The sequence below is a fragment of the Pseudomonas sp. DW-iso17 genome, from assembly GCF_058725345.1.
Genome location: NZ_JBZXEA010000041.1, coordinates 277,290 through 291,031 on the forward strand (window position 1 = coordinate 277,290; position 13,742 = coordinate 291,031).

Annotated in this window: 13 protein-coding genes, 1 tRNA gene and 2 pseudogenes; 12 read left to right on the forward strand and 4 right to left on the reverse strand. The window is 58.3% G+C overall.

Translation table 11 applies throughout. The features are described from left to right. Positions 1-53: 53 nt before the first annotated feature. The 3 genes and pseudogenes from AC4PS6_RS22185 to AC4PS6_RS22195 all read left to right on the forward strand — a co-directional run. Positions 54-305 (forward strand): annotated as a pseudogene (locus tag AC4PS6_RS22185) (type II toxin-antitoxin system RelE family toxin); the annotation flags it as partial. Continuing rightward, the gene (locus AC4PS6_RS22190) at positions 289-615 is read left to right on the forward strand and encodes a helix-turn-helix domain-containing protein (RefSeq protein WP_014719512.1); all 327 of its coding nucleotides are present in this window, start codon (positions 289-291) and stop codon (positions 613-615) included. The pseudogene AC4PS6_RS22185 and the gene AC4PS6_RS22190, both read left to right, overlap by 17 nt. 51 nt (positions 616-666) lie before the next feature. After that, positions 667-1,023 (forward strand): DUF2784 domain-containing protein, encoded by a 357-nt coding sequence (locus tag AC4PS6_RS22195; RefSeq protein WP_014719513.1) that lies wholly within the window; start codon positions 667-669, stop codon positions 1,021-1,023. Here the strand turns inward: AC4PS6_RS22195 and AC4PS6_RS22200 are convergent. Further along, entirely contained in the window at positions 1,010-1,978 is a 969-nt protein-coding gene (locus AC4PS6_RS22200) for an NAD-dependent epimerase/dehydratase family protein (protein WP_014719514.1), read from the reverse strand. The genes AC4PS6_RS22195 and AC4PS6_RS22200 overlap by 14 nt on opposite strands. Before the next feature lie 94 nt (positions 1,979-2,072). Here AC4PS6_RS22200 and AC4PS6_RS22205 point away from each other — a divergent pair, with 94 nt between their 5' ends. The 6 genes and pseudogenes from AC4PS6_RS22205 to AC4PS6_RS22230 form a co-directional block, all read left to right on the forward strand. Next, complete coding sequence (locus AC4PS6_RS22205) at positions 2,073-2,957, forward strand: LysR family transcriptional regulator (RefSeq protein ID WP_492180997.1); 885 nt, start codon at positions 2,073-2,075, stop codon at positions 2,955-2,957. 53 nt (positions 2,958-3,010) lie between these two features. Then, positions 3,011-3,589 (forward strand): DUF4337 domain-containing protein, encoded by a 579-nt coding sequence (locus AC4PS6_RS22210; RefSeq protein WP_058410711.1) that lies wholly within the window; start codon positions 3,011-3,013, stop codon positions 3,587-3,589. A gap of 178 nt (positions 3,590-3,767) precedes the next feature. Beyond that, positions 3,768-4,103 carry a hypothetical protein gene (locus AC4PS6_RS22215; RefSeq protein ID WP_003193349.1) on the forward strand — a complete coding sequence of 112 codons (336 nt, stop codon included), beginning with the start codon at positions 3,768-3,770 and terminating at the stop codon, positions 4,101-4,103. A 69-nt stretch (positions 4,104-4,172) separates the two neighbouring features. Beyond that, positions 4,173-5,213 carry a DMT family transporter gene (locus tag AC4PS6_RS22220; RefSeq protein WP_103451592.1) on the forward strand — a complete coding sequence of 347 codons (1,041 nt, stop codon included), beginning with the start codon at positions 4,173-4,175 and terminating at the stop codon, positions 5,211-5,213. Between the two features lie 338 nt (positions 5,214-5,551). Next, the gene (locus AC4PS6_RS22225) at positions 5,552-5,821 is read left to right on the forward strand and encodes a hypothetical protein (RefSeq protein WP_019820582.1); all 270 of its coding nucleotides are present in this window, start codon (positions 5,552-5,554) and stop codon (positions 5,819-5,821) included. A gap of 124 nt (positions 5,822-5,945) precedes the next feature. Next, positions 5,946-6,422 (forward strand): annotated as a pseudogene (locus tag AC4PS6_RS22230) (site-specific integrase); the annotation flags it as partial. 1,188 nt (positions 6,423-7,610) lie between these two features. Here the strand turns inward: AC4PS6_RS22230 and AC4PS6_RS22235 are convergent. Next, a tRNA-Ser gene (locus AC4PS6_RS22235) sits at positions 7,611-7,700 on the reverse strand. Between the two features lie 321 nt (positions 7,701-8,021). Here AC4PS6_RS22235 and AC4PS6_RS22240 point away from each other — a divergent pair. The 3 genes from AC4PS6_RS22240 to AC4PS6_RS22250 all read left to right on the forward strand — a co-directional run bounded on the left by AC4PS6_RS22240 (position 8,022) and on the right by AC4PS6_RS22250 (position 10,769). After that, positions 8,022-8,714, forward strand: coding sequence for a crotonase/enoyl-CoA hydratase family protein (locus AC4PS6_RS22240; protein ID WP_003193445.1), 693 nt, complete (start codon positions 8,022-8,024; stop codon positions 8,712-8,714). A gap of 213 nt (positions 8,715-8,927) precedes the next feature. Further along, positions 8,928-9,650, forward strand: a complete 723-nt coding sequence (locus tag AC4PS6_RS22245; protein WP_096143565.1) for a 1-acylglycerol-3-phosphate O-acyltransferase — start codon at positions 8,928-8,930, stop codon at positions 9,648-9,650. 147 nt (positions 9,651-9,797) lie between these two features. Further along, complete coding sequence (locus AC4PS6_RS22250; protein WP_003193449.1) at positions 9,798-10,769, forward strand: magnesium and cobalt transport protein CorA; 972 nt, start codon at positions 9,798-9,800, stop codon at positions 10,767-10,769. On the opposite strand, the gene AC4PS6_RS22255 is transcribed toward AC4PS6_RS22250, so the two are convergent. Both AC4PS6_RS22255 and AC4PS6_RS22260 read right to left on the reverse strand, forming a co-directional pair. Beyond that, complete coding sequence (locus AC4PS6_RS22255) at positions 10,766-11,491, reverse strand: amidotransferase (protein ID WP_336826901.1); 726 nt, start codon at positions 11,489-11,491, stop codon at positions 10,766-10,768. The genes AC4PS6_RS22250 and AC4PS6_RS22255 overlap by 4 nt on opposite strands. Before the next feature lie 94 nt (positions 11,492-11,585). Next, a complete protein-coding gene (locus AC4PS6_RS22260) occupies positions 11,586-13,733 on the reverse strand; it encodes a 3-hydroxyacyl-CoA dehydrogenase NAD-binding domain-containing protein (RefSeq protein ID WP_336826900.1) in 2,148 nt (715 codons plus the stop codon). Between the last annotated feature and the right edge of the window lie 9 nt (positions 13,734-13,742).

Genomic DNA, 13,742 nt, shown 5'->3' on the forward strand with positions numbered 1-13,742 from the left:
CGCGGATCTGAAAATACCGATTGCAAACCTTATAAAAGACTTATTAACCTCCCATGAATTCAATCCAATGGACGCGAAAAGCCGTCAAACAATTGCTTCGGTTGCATTCGTATCATCAGCAACAGGTACGCGATGCCGTGTCCGCTCTTGAACACATGCCCGATGCAATCAACGTCAAGGCACTGGTTAACCATCCTCACAGCTATCGCTTGCGGGTAGGTCATTACCGGGTCCTTTTCGACTGGGACGGCAGCATCCAGGTCGTCAGCATCCAAGAGGTTAAAAAACGTGACGAGCGAACCTACTGCCGTACAGATCATCCACAATACGCAGGGCGAGCCAGCCTATGTGGTGATTCCCTATGAACACTATGTGGCGCAGCAAAACGATCCAAACCTGATCCCCCATGCGGTAGTCAGCCGCCTGGTGGATGGCGCAACACCTATTCGCGCGTGGCGCGAGCACCTGAGCCTGACCCAGGAAGAAGTCGCCAAACGCCTGGGTATTTCACAATCGGCATTTGCCCAGCAGGAAGCGGTCAGCAAACCCCGCCGCACCACGCGGGAAAAAATAGCCAAAGCGTTCGGTATCAATGCCAGTCAACTGGAGCTATAACGGCGCGCTGCAAAAATTCACGTCCCCCTTCACCTCACATCGAGCTCAAACATGCTCTACCGCCTAGCCGCCGACGGCCTTGTGCTGTTCCACCTGGCCTTTATCCTGTTCGTGCTGTTCGGCGGCCTGCTCACCCTGAAGTGGCCCCGGGTAATGTGGCTGCACCTGCCCGCCGTTGCCTGGGGCATCGCGGTAGAGGTGCTGCACCTGCCCTGCCCCCTTACACGTTGGGAAAACCTGTTTCGCCACTTGGCCGGGCAGGATGGTTATGGCGGTGGGTTTATCGAGCATTACATTCTGACGATGATCTACCCAGCCGGGCTGACTGCGAATACTCAATTAGTGCTGGGGGCCGTGGTGGTGGTGGTCAACCTCGCCGTGTATGCACGCCTGATCAAACGCAAGTAGGCAGGCAACCCAGGCCAACCAGGGTGGCCTCCACCGCCTGTTCCAGCGGTGTGTGGGGCTCATGGCCGAGCGTCGCGAGCAGGCGCTGGTTATCCAGGCGCAACGGTGTTTGCCACAGGTAGCGCATCTCCTGCATCTCACGCACGGTGACGACAAAAGGCGCCGCCCAGTTCAACAACCACCAGGGAAACGCGCCGACCCTGGGTTGCTGGCCCGTCCTGCGCAGCACCACACGCTGGATCGTCTTAGCCATCTGCGTACCGTCCGCATCCATGTACCCAGCCATATGAAAGCAGGCGAAGGCGCCAAGACTGGCACGACGCTCAATCAACTCAAGCATTGTACGCGCTACGTCCGGCAGATAAGCCCATTGATGGGCCACGCCGTAATCGCCTGGGTAGCGGATGGTGTGCACCGGTTTGCCGGGTTTGACCAAGCCTTGGGCAAACCAGTTATTGGCCACCCTGGCGCCGAAAAAATCCCCAGCGCGCACAATCACCACCCGGGCGCCCTGAGTGGAAGCGGCTCGCAAGCGCTGCTCCATCTGCACACGGATCGCGCCCTTGCGAGTCAGCGGGTGCTGGGGTGAGTCTTCGTGCAGCACAGGGAATGCATCCGGCCCGAAGTTGTAGACCGTGCCGGGCAGCACGACTGTCGCGCCTTCGCAGATGGCCGCCGCAATGGAGTTGTCGATCATCGGCAACACCCACTCGGCCCATTTGCGATAACCCGGCGGATTGACGCCGTGCACGATTACCGCGCAGCCCCGGGCGGCCGCGATCACGTCGTCGCGATTCAGGGCATCGCCTTTTAGCCACGTAAAAACAGGATTTTGGCTGCGAGCCTTGATCAGATCCCGAGTCAACGCCCGCACCTCCCAGCCCGCCGCGCTCAACTGCCGCGCCACTTCGCCACCAATGCCACCGGTTGCACCCAAAACCAGAACCTTGCTCATCACCCTCTCCCACTGTTGGTTGATGAGGGTATGTTGGATGCGGAACAGCTATAGAGGAATTGCCCAAGAGTATCGAGCCGCTATACATTTATGTATGGCTACGAATATCGGTTGGGAGCTTTACCGGTCATTTCTCGGTGTACTCAAGGAAGGATCGCTGTCGGGGGCCGCACGGCAGCTCGGCATCACCCAACCCACGGTAGGGCGGCACATCGCCGCGCTGGAAACGGCGCTGGGCGTCGTGTTGTTCACCCGCTCGCCCTCAGGCTTATTACCCACTACGGTCGCCCACACACTGCGGGCGCATGCAGAAACCATGGCGCGTACCGCCGCCGCCCTTGAACGCGCCGCCTCGTCCCAAGGCGATGAGGTGCGCGGCGTGGTACGAGTATCGGCCAGTGAAGTGGTGGCTGTGGAGGTACTGCCGCCGATCATCACGCAATTGCGCCGGGAACACCCGCACCTGAAGGTGGAACTGGTGCTGACCAACCGCTTGAGCGACCTGCTGCAGCTGGAAGCCGACATTGCCGTGCGCATGGTGCGCCCCAGCCAGGAGCAGCTGCTGGCGCGGCGTATCGGCCTGATCGAAGTCGGCCTGCATGCCCGTGACGATTACCTGCAGCAACACGGCATCCCCCAACACATGCACGACCTGGCCGGCCACTCCGTCATCGGCTTTGATCAAGCCAATGCATTTATCCGCAGCCTGGCAATCAAGGGTTTTGAGCGCAACGCCTTCGCCATCAGTAGCGACAGCGACCTGGCGCAACTGGCAATGATCCGCGCCGGTGCCGGCATCGGTGGGTGCCAGGTACAACTGGCCCAGCGCGACCCACGTCTGCGCCGAGTGCTGCCTGACGGCTTCGCGTTTAAAATGGACACTTGGGTCAGCATGCACGAAGACCTGCGCAACAGCCCACGCTGCCGGGTGACATTCGATGCACTGGTGGCAGGTTTGCAGCGTTACGTACAGGCTTGAGACAGCTGCGCTGGTGAACAATCAGCGCACCTCAATCCGTTCGCGGTCGCCCCATGTCCGAAGCCTTCGAAGTTCCCAGCCCCCACGAAAAACACCTTGAACACACCACCGAGCATGCTCACGGCAGCGGCGATAGCTTTGCCAGTCGTATCGCCGTGATGACCGCGATCATGGCGACCGTCGGTGCCATGCTCAGCTATCAGGCCGGCTCCAGCGAAAGTGAAGCTGCGATGGACAAGAACAACGCCGCCATCATCAAGACCGAAGCCGCTAACCAGTGGAACTACTACCAGGCCAAATCCAGCCGCCAGAACCTGGCAGAACTGGCCAGCCATATTCCCGGCGTGGATGCGGCGCATTACCAGGCGGAGATCGAGCGCTACAAGCGCCAGAAGGAAGAAGTGCGTAAACAGGCCGAAACGCTTGAGGCCACTTCACGGGACTGGGACCACAAATCCGAGGAAGCGCTGCACCAGCACCATCGCTGGGCCCAGGCGATGACGGCGATTCAGATCGCGATTTCATTGGCGGCGATTACCCTGCTCACGCGCAAGGAATGGCTCAAACGCATGTCGTACACCGCCGGCGGGGTGGCGGTGATGTTGGGTGGCCTGGCGTGGCTGCATCTCTGACACGCCGAAGAATAAATGTGGGCGCTGTCGAGCCCCAACCAGGCTGCAATGGGATCACCGCGCAGTACCCGCCAGACTGCGACCCAGCCTCGCTGATTGATTTCAATCTGCCAACTGAGCGCTTAGAGTGTCGCCCCCCCGAGAATTGAATCTCGAGATTGAACCTATGGAGTTATGAGTGAAATACGTCAGTAAAGTCGTTGCAGCAGCCGTACTTGGTTTCACCCTGGCAGGTTGCACCGGCACCGCCATGAAAACCCAGCAATACGACGCCAGCCAATACACCGTCCTCGGCCACAGCGAAGCCAGCGCCACCGGCATCATGCTGCTGGGCGTCATCCCCATCGGCCAGAACAACCGCTTCGTACGCGCCCAGGATGCAGCCATCAAGGCCAAGGGCGGCGACGCGTTGATCAACACACAAGTGCAGGAAAAGTGGTTCTGGGCTTGGGTATTGAACGGCTACACCACCAAAATCTCCGGTGATGTGATCAAGCTGAAAACCGCGCAATAAAGTACGAAATTGCCAGGGCGCTGACCCCGGCAAGCGACGTATCATGGGCCTGACTTTCGAGGATGGCCCATGAACCTCAGCATCATTTACGCCCTCGCGGCCGCCGCCCTGTTCGGCGCCAGTACCCCGCTCGCCAAAAGTCTTGGCCTGGGCCTCTCGCCCATCCTGCTCGCCGGCCTGCTCTACCTCGGCAGCGGCATTGGCCTTGCCGGTGTGCGCTTGATCCGTGATCGCGGCTGGAAACCTACCGGGCTAACCCCATCGGAATGGCCCTGGCTACTTGGCGCCATCGCCTTCGGCGGCCTCCTCGGCCCCGTTGCACTGATGTTCGGCCTGACCCGCACCACCAGCGCCAGCGCCTCCCTGATGCTCAACCTTGAATCGGTACTGACCGCCGTGATCGCCTGGGTCGTGTTCCGCGAAAACGCCGACCGACGCATCGTCCTCGGCATGCTTGCCATTGTGCTGGGCGGCGTGGTGTTGTCGTGGTCCGGTGCTGACAGCAGCCACCAGGACTGGACCGGACCGCTCGCCGTCGCGCTGGCGTGTTTGTGCTGGGGCATTGATAACAACCTGACGCGCAAGGTGTCGGCGTCTGACGCGCTCTTTATCGCTGGCGCCAAGGGTTTGATTGCGGGGTTGGTGAATTGCAGCCTGGGGCTTTACCTGGGGGCGCAGATTCCGGGCGTGGCGCAATTGGCGCCGATTCTACTGGTAGGTTTCCTCGGCTATGGCATCAGCCTGGTGATGTTCGTGCTGGCCCTCCGCGGACTGGGCAGCGCGCGCACCGGCGCTTACTTCTCCACGGCACCCTTTCTCGGTGCCGCAGTGGCGTTGCTGGTATTTGGCGAGTCGGTGACCGTGGCGTTCTGGATTGCCTCGGCACTGATGGCCGTAGGCGTGTGGCTGCACCTGACGGAGCGGCATGCCCATGAGCATCTGCATGAGGCAACGGAACATGGGCATTGGCATGTGCATGATGAGCATCATCAACATGAGCATGGGTTCGAGTGGGACTCGAAGGTGCCTCATAGCCACGTGCATGCACATGGAGTGATGAGGCATAGCCACGCGCACTTTCCGGATGTGCATCATCGGCATAGGCATTGAGGGCGGGCTTAGGCATAGGGTGTGGGTGGCTTTCGGCAACGTCCTACACGTCACTCAGAAGCGATGGGCTGCCGTTTTAAAATCGCCACACCTATAGTCTGACGGTCGCTCACATAGCGAACGGGTTTGGCGACCCGATGATAAATCGATAGATGCCTCTCGGGATTTGCGGGATGCTTCTGCGCGCAATAAGCTGCTCGACGGTAGCTGTGCGCGGGAGACCTTCGGGTCTGCCGGTTTTTCCGATTGTCCCGGTTCGCCAACCTGCGTACAGCTGCCACCCTTTTGTTTGGCGACAAATGTGTGGTTGCTCTCCTTTGACAACCGGAGTTCAACATATGAACCAATACATCGCCCTTACCAGCAACGACAGCGCCACCCCTGCCCTATTTGTCGACACCACCGTGCCGCTGGGAATACTCCTCGATGCTGCGACCTATCGGCTTCGTGCTGTTACTCAAGTCCTTGAGAATCTTGCGCTACGTAGTGAGATCAGCAGTGATGCGGTGGTGCTGAGTGACTTGGCATTGCTCTGCTCCATTCCGCTGCGGGACGGATGCGATTTACTTGATGTCATGGGGCGACGGATAGACGTGTCCTGCGCATGAGTTAAGAGCAGTATGTTTTCAACTTAAAAATTACGAAACCCCAGGTTTCTTTCGAAACCTGGGGTTTCGTTTGCTTCGAATGTGGTGAAATGAAAATTAAATAAATCTGTCCCCTTTTTCCAATCGTGTGACGAAAACCCGCCGTTCCACGCGCAAGGTCCGTCTTCTGGAACCGGCGTGGGATGCCCTGCGTAAGCTGGACGCTATCAATCAACTTAAGACTGTGGACATAGTGGAAGTCGTCGAGCGGGATAACAAGACCATCCGCAAGCACAAGCTGCACTTCGTATTCCTGAACACCAAGAGCGGCTTGCCGCACGTCAGCGACTTTGTCGTGAGGGACAGGTTCTTCAAAGCGCACTTGAAAGCGGCCGGTGTTCGTTATCGTGGTCCTGGCCAGTGCCGACACACCTACGCCAGCCAGTTACTCACCACCGGCGTGGCCTCAGTTGACTGGATCGCGGAGCAGATGGGGCACACCAGCGCGAACATGATTCGGCAGCACTATGGAATGTGGATCAACGAGGACGGACCGGACGTCATTGGCATGCTTCAGCACGCCCTTGGCATGTGGCCACCTTCGTGCGAGGAATCTTCATAAACTTCGGTCAGAACGCTATCAATGCGGCAGCCAGCGATCTCATGAGAGCCTCAATATCCTCCCGAAAACAAAAAAACTGAAAGCTTTAGCATTACCAGAAGGATGGTCGTTTCTAATTTGGCGGTGAAAAAGAGATTTGAATCACGCATGTGGTTTACATGGCACAATGCCTTGTCTCACCCACCTCCTATTTTGACTAGGAATGTGTTTTGTCAGAACTGCTCACTCTGAAAAAAAACGTACTGATCCCGCACCCCTCAGGTTCAGATAGCTATGGAACCATTCCATCCATGCCAAATTTTGGCTTGAGGGGTGGTGAAATATTCCTGCGCGTCGGTATTCACATCGGCCCAAACAACGGGTTTGGTATCCGACATATTTGGGAAGCCCATCAATCAGACCTAGCCAAATTCGGGTGCACGAGCATAGATCAGATCGCACAACACATAGCAAATATGGTCGTGCACAAAGCGCCTATATATTGCGAATTCAATCAAGTACGTGGCAATCATCGGCTGACGGTTATGAAGACGCCAGCAGGATCTTTGGTGCTAGAACCCCGCGATGACCGAAGCGGGTTTGGATACTATGTTGTGACCTGGTATCCGAAGCGAAGGGCCAGCGGGACGCTGGTGGGGCAAGTGATTGGAAGGTCAATTACGCCATAACAGAAATAAAAAAGGCGTCCAATGGACGCCTTTAAAATTTATTGAGGAGTAGTCGCAGCAATTCCTTAGCTCCCGGCCTTACGGCCTTGGTGTCAGAATCCGAGCCAGCTGTCATTACATCCTTTACTACGAAGCTTCTTCGTACTTTAGGACTTCCTGTCCACGACATGCTGATCGTCACTACTTCAGAGGAACCAGTTCCTCTGCTGCCAAAAATGCGGGGGGGCTAACACTGGTACCCATGCCCGACGAATGCGCAGTTGCAGTCCTCATCCCCATTCTCTCAAAGATGCCACGTGTGTCAAGTCAAACATTGGGTCATACATCGGGTCACACAAAACCAAAACCTTTCGATAGGCAAGCTAAGCACAGATCTGCTTACGCCGACTCCTGCTTAAGACTCTCTTCGAAAAGCGCCCTGCGTTCCCACGGATGTTCCCATGTGGACCTTTTTTGACCCTCTGAAAACACAAAACCCCTGAAAACTTCAACGTTTTCAGGGGTTTAGTCGTTTCAAATTTGGCGGTGAAGGAGAGATTCGAACTCTCGATACAATTTCTTGTATACACACTTTCCAGGCGTGCTCCTTAAGCCACTCGGACACTTCACCGTATCTCGTCAAACCAGTTCAGTCTGTCGAGGCGCGCTAATGTAGTCGAAAGCCTTTCCGATGGCAAAGGTTTTTTTCAGAATTTTCATGCGGTTAGACCGTTATGCCATTCACCGTCCGGCAAGGGGTGGTGATTGTGCCATTCTCAGGCAGCGGCGGCACGCGTCTGGAGCGCTTGCTGCGCCCTGCTCCGCGGTGTCTACCCTTGGGGATACAGGAAAAGCCTGACTGGGTAGTCAGTCACGGCGCTTTACCCGCGCGGGCGTGGTGAGTAACGTCTGCGCATCTACCTCTATAACAAGCCCTACAAGGAACCGCGTCATGAGTGAGTTGATTGCCTACCACTTCGAAGACGGTATCGCGACCCTGACCCTGAGCAACGGCAAGGTGAATGCCATTTCTCCGGCGGTGGTCAGTGAGTTTAATGCGGCGCTGGATCAGGCCGAGAAGGATCGGGCGGTGGTGATCATCACGGGCACGCCGGGGATTTTGTCGGGTGGTTATGATTTGAAGGTGATGACCGCCGGCCCTAAAGAGGCAATCAGCCTGGTGACCTCGGGTTCGACCCTGGCGCGGCGGATGTTGGCGCATCCGTTCCCGGTGATCGTGGCCTGCCCTGGCCATGCGGTGGCCAAAGGCGCGTTCCTGTTGTTGTCGGCCGATTATCGGATTGGCGTCGAAGGCCCGTTCAGCATTGGTCTGAATGAAGTGGCGATTGGCATGACCATGCACCACGCCGGTATCGAGCTGGCGCGGGATCGCCTGCGTAAGTCGGCGTTTCAGCGTTCGGTGATCAATGCCGAGATGTTTGATCCGCAAGGCGCCCTGCACGCAGGTTTCCTCGACAAGGTGGTTGCACCGGAAGAACTGCAAGCGGCTGCACTGGAAGCGGCGCGGCAGCTGAAGAAGATCAATATGAACGCGCACAAGCACACCAAGTTGAAAGTGCGCCGTGCACTGCTCGAAGCCCTGGACGATGCAATCATCCAGGATCAGGGCCATAGCCTGAGCTAAGCCCTACCCCTGCTGTGCCTGAGCCCGACCTTGAGTCGGGCTTTTTCTTACCTAGTAAGTGTGAAACGTCTGTAGCCGCTCTAGCTAGCCGTTATCGGCCCATGTGGAAACATGCGCTTAAACATCGGCTATCTCCTACGTCTGTAGGGGCAATTGCCGAATACAGTGCACATCCGTACACTGCGCCACCTTTTATCCCGATGGGCCGTGTCGATGCTTTTTCTGTTGCGTATGTTGTTGATGAGCCTGCATTTTATGATCGCTGGCGTGCTGGGTGTGCTGGTCGGTGTGTGCCGGCCGTTCAACCCGGACAACAGCCGTCTCTGCGCTCGCCTCTATGCGTTGCCGGCCATGCGGATCCTGGGCTTGAACGTGAAGACCGACGTCGACTCGCTGCGCGACAAGCCCGGTACCTGCGTGGTGATCGCCAACCATCAGTCCAATTACGATTTGTTTGTGTTCGGCAATGTAGTGCCGCATCGCACGGTCTGCATCGCCAAGAAAAGCCTGAAATGGGTACCGCTGTTCGGCCAGCTGTTCTGGCTGGCGGGCAATGTGCTGATTGATCGTGGCAATGCACACAAGGCGCGGCGGGCGATGCTGACCACCACGCATACCTTGCAGCATGAAGACACGTCGATCTGGGTGTTCCCGGAAGGTACGCGCAACCTGGGCAAAGGGTTGTTGCCGTTCAAGAAAGGCGCGTTCCATATGGCGATTGCGGCCGGTGTACCTATCGTGCAGGTGTGCGTCAGCAATTACGTGACGCAGATGAAGCTCAATCGTTGGGACAGTGGCAGTGTGCTGATACGCTCGTTGCCGCCGATTCCTACCTGTGGCTTGACGGTGGATGACATCCCTCAGTTGCTGCTGACGTGTCAGACGCAGATGGATGAGTGCATCGCACAGATGGACCGCGAACTGCAACGCGCGTAGGCGCACGCTTAGGGTGACGCGGAGCGTCACGGGCGGCATTCCCACGCAGAGCGTGGGAACGATCAGTGATATCAGCCAGCAACAACGGAACGCCATTCAGGCTAAGCTGCCCAACATCTGTCCTCTTGATAAGAAGTGATCAGCACCATGGGTAGAGTTGTTGCGGCTGCCGTCTATAGCGCCGGTAAGAAAGTCTCGGATATCACTCTCGATGAAGGCGCGGCCTGGGCCGCCAAACCTGGGCACTTTGTGTGGATCGGCCTGGAAGAACCCAGCGCCCAGGAACTGAACAACCTGCAACGCCAGTTCAACCTGCACGAGCTGGCGATTGAAGACGCGATGGAAAAACACAGCCGCCCAAAGCTGGAAACCTTCGGCGACGCGCTGTTTATCGTCACCTACTCACCGGTGCGCGAGAACGGCAAGCTGGAGTTTATCGAAACCCATATTTTTGCCGGCAACGGCTACATCATCACCGCCCGCAACGGTCACTCGGCATCCTACGGTTTTGTGCGCCAGCGTTGTGAGGCGCGCCCGTTGTTGCTGGAGCATGGGGAAGATTTCGTACTCTATGCGTTGCTGGATTTTGTCACTGAAAACTACCAGCCGGTGAGCGAGGCGATCCACGCCGAGATTGATGAGTTGGAGCGTAACGTGCTGTGCAGTTCGCTCAACGAGCGCGATATCCAGCACCTCCACGGCCTGCGCCGCGATGTGTTACGGCTCAAGCGGCACGTGGCGCCAATGGTGGAGATCAGCCAGGAGTTGCAGAAGCTGAGCTTCCCGTTTATCGACAAGAACATGCGCCCGTATTTCCGTGATGTGCAAATCCACGTGACGCGGCAAATGGAAGACCTCACCACCCTGCGCGACATTGCCAGCCAGACCATCGAGATCGGTGTGTTGCTGGAGGCGTCGCGCCAGAGCGTGGTGCAGCGCAAGTTCGCCGCGTGGGCGGCGATCCTGGCGTTCCCCACGGCGGTGGCGGGGATTTACGGGATGAACTTCCAGAACATGCCCGAGCTGCAATGGCACTACGGCTATTTTGCGGTGCTCGGTTTTATTACCTTGGGCTGTACCGGTTTATGGGCCAGCTTCAAGCGTTCGGGCTGGCTTTAAGCCTTGGCTTCAGGCTGGTGCGCCACAAAGCGCATCATCCACTCCGCCACGGTCACGCCGTGGTGGCCGCGCTCCAGGCTGGCCACGCCGTTGCTGTAGACCTTTTCACCCAGGGTTGTCTGAAGTATTTCCAGCAACTCACGGGAATAGTCGTGAACAAACTCCGGATGGCCCTGGAAGCACAGCACTTGGTCGCCAATGTGATACGCGGCAAACGGGCAGAATTCGCTCGAGGCGATCACGGTGGCGTTTTCTGGCAAGGTGGTGACCTGGTCCTGGTGGCTGATCAATAGCGTCAGCTGCGGCACCTCGGGGCTCATCCATGGCGTCTTGGCATCCAGCTTGTAAGCGTGGGTGCCCATGCCCCAGCCCTGGCTGGCACGTTCGGCCTTGCCGCCCAAGAGCAGCGCGAGCAACTGATGGCCGAAGCACACGCCCAGCAGCTTGTCGCCGCGCTCATAACGCGTGAGCAGGTAGGTCTTGAGCGTCTGGATCCAAGGGTCGGTACCGAAGGAATCGGCCTTGCTGCCGGTGATCAGGTACGCGTCAAACACTTCGTCATCCGGTGGGTACTCGCCCTGCACCACGTTGTAGACCACAAACTCGGCGGCAATCGGTTGCTTGGCGAACAGGCGCTTGAACATCTGCCCATAGCCTTGGTACTCATCGATCAAAGCGGGGCGCAGAATATCGGTTTCCAGGATGCAGACGCGTAGCGACATAAAAAATACCTGACACGGCGATGGGAATATTGCACACCCCAGAGCCTGCCTTGAAATACACCTTCAAAGCAAGCTCTCCCCTCCTACATTTTGATTACCGGAACACTTCACCCTGCGCGGCTTTCTCCAACAACAACGCCGGCGGCGAGAAGCGCTCCCCATACTGCTCTGCCAGGTAGCGGGCGCGGGCGATGAACTCGTTCAGCCCGTACTGGTTGATAAACTGCAACGCGCCGCCACTCCACGCGGCAAAGCCGATGCCGAAGATTGAACCAACGTTGGCATCCGCCGTGGACATCAACACGCCCTCCTCCACACAGCGCACGGTTTCGATGGCTTGGATAAACAACAAGCGGTCGCGCACGTCCTGGGGTGAGATTTGCTCGTCGGGCTGTTCAAACCGGGTTTTCAGCTCAGGCCACAGGTGCTTCTGGCCTCCAGCGGGATAGTCGTAAAAACCACCGCCGGCCGCCTTGCCCGTGCGCTTGTATTCGTTCACCAACAGATCAATCACCGCCGTCGCCGGATGGTTCGGCATGGCCTTGCCTTCGGCCTGCAGGTCCTTGGCCGTTTGCTGTCGGATATGGCTCATCAGGCTGAGGGACACTTCATCGGACACCGCCAACGGCCCCACCGGCATGCCGGCCTTGCGCGCTTCGGTCTCGATCATCGGCGCGGCCACGCCTTCGCCGAGCATGGCGATGCCTTCGTTGGTAAAGGTGCCGAATACCCGCGAGGTGAAAAAGCCGCGACTGTCGTTGACCACAATCGGGGTTTTCTTGATTTGCAGTACGAAGTCAAACCCTCGGGCCAGGGTTTCGTCGCTGGTGCGCGCCCCTTTGATGATTTCCACCAGGGGCATCTTGTCCACGGGGCTGAAGAAGTGCAGGCCGATGAACTTGGCTTGATCGGGCACCGCCGTGGCCAAGCCGCTGATGGGCAAGGTGGAGGTGTTGGAGGCGATCACCGCGTCGGCCCCCACCACACTTTGCGCCGCGGCCGAGACCTTGGCCTTGAGTGCGCGGTCTTCGAATACGGCCTCGATGATCAGGTCGCAGCCGGCCAGGCCGGCGTCATCCTGAGTAGGATGAATGCGCGCCAGGGTGGTTTCGCGCTGTTCGGCGGTCAATTGCCCACGGCTGACTTTCTTGTCCAGCAATGCGGCCGAATGGGCTTTGCCTTTTTCAGCGGCGGCCAGGGTGATGTCTTTGAGCACCACCTCGATACCCGCACAGGCACTGACATAGGCGATGCCCGCGCCCATCATCCCGGCGCCGAGCACACCGACTTTGCGCGTTACATAAGGCGCGAAGCCCTGCGGGCGCGAGCTGCCGGCGTTGATTTGGTTGAGCTGGAACCAGAAGGTGCCGATCATGTTTTTTGCCACTTGCCCGGTCACCAGTTCGGTGAAGTAGCGGGTTTCGATCAGGTGCGCGGTGTCGAAGTCCACCTGGGCGCCCTCGACCGCCGCACAGAGGATTTTCTCCGGCGCAGGGAAGCAGCCTTGGGTCTTGCTACGCAAAATCGATGGGGCAATGGCGAGCATTTGCGCGACTTTAGGGTGGGACGGCGTGCCGCCGGGAATCGCGTAGCCCTTGTTGTCCCAGGGTTGCCTAACGTCGGGATTAGCCAGAACCCAGGCACGGGACTGAGCCAACAATGCCTCGCGATCTGCCGCCAACTCATCAATCAGGCCCGCTTGCAGGGCCTGGGCGGGCCGCACCTTTTTGCCTTCGAGCAAATACGGCAAGGCTTTTTCCAGGCCGAGCATGCGCACCATGCGCACCACGCCGCCGCCCCCTGGCAACAGGCCAAGGGTGACTTCCGGCAAGCCCAGTTGCACGGACTTGTCGTCCAGCGCGACCCGGTGATGGCAGGCCAGGCAAATTTCCCAACCGCCGCCCAGGGCCGCGCCATTGATCGCGGCCACCACCGGTTTGCCGAGGGTTTCCAGGCGGCGTAATTGCGCTTTCAATACCAAGACACTGTCGTAGAACGCCTTGGCGTGGGCTTTATCGACGTTGATCAGCTCATTGAGGTCGCCCCCGGCAAAAAAGGTCTTCTTGGCCGAGGTGATCACCACCCCGGCGATCTCGTCCTTTTCAGCTTCCAGGCGCGTGAGGGTGGCCGCCATGGCTTCACGGTAGGCGGCGTTCATGGTGTTGGCGCTCTGGCCGGGCATGTCGAGGGTCAGCACCACGATCTGGTCCTGGCCTTTTTCGTAACGAATGGCATCGGTCATGACAAATTC

Bases quoted from the DNA above. Each gene is read 5' to 3' on its own strand.
- AC4PS6_RS22240 (WP_003193445.1), top strand. From the start codon at position 8,022: ATGAGTGAGTTGATTGCCTACCACTTCGAAGACGGTATCGCGACCCTG.
- AC4PS6_RS22245 (WP_096143565.1), top strand. From the start codon at position 8,928: ATGCTTTTTCTGTTGCGTATGTTGTTGATGAGCCTGCATTTTATGATC.
- AC4PS6_RS22225 (WP_019820582.1), top strand. From the start codon at position 5,552: ATGAACCAATACATCGCCCTTACCAGCAACGACAGCGCCACCCCTGCC.
- AC4PS6_RS22195 (WP_014719513.1), top strand. From the start codon at position 667: ATGCTCTACCGCCTAGCCGCCGACGGCCTTGTGCTGTTCCACCTGGCC.
- AC4PS6_RS22255 (WP_336826901.1), bottom strand. From the start codon at position 11,491: ATGTCGCTACGCGTCTGCATCCTGGAAACCGATATTCTGCGCCCCGCT.
- AC4PS6_RS22200 (WP_014719514.1), bottom strand. From the start codon at position 1,978: ATGAGCAAGGTTCTGGTTTTGGGTGCAACCGGTGGCATTGGTGGCGAA.
- AC4PS6_RS22205 (WP_492180997.1), top strand. From the start codon at position 2,073: ATGGCTACGAATATCGGTTGGGAGCTTTACCGGTCATTTCTCGGTGTA.
- AC4PS6_RS22210 (WP_058410711.1), top strand. From the start codon at position 3,011: ATGTCCGAAGCCTTCGAAGTTCCCAGCCCCCACGAAAAACACCTTGAA.
- AC4PS6_RS22220 (WP_103451592.1), top strand. From the start codon at position 4,173: ATGAACCTCAGCATCATTTACGCCCTCGCGGCCGCCGCCCTGTTCGGC.
- AC4PS6_RS22260 (WP_336826900.1), bottom strand. From the start codon at position 13,733: ATGACCGATGCCATTCGTTACGAAAAAGGCCAGGACCAGATCGTGGTG.
- AC4PS6_RS22250 (WP_003193449.1), top strand. From the start codon at position 9,798: ATGGGTAGAGTTGTTGCGGCTGCCGTCTATAGCGCCGGTAAGAAAGTC.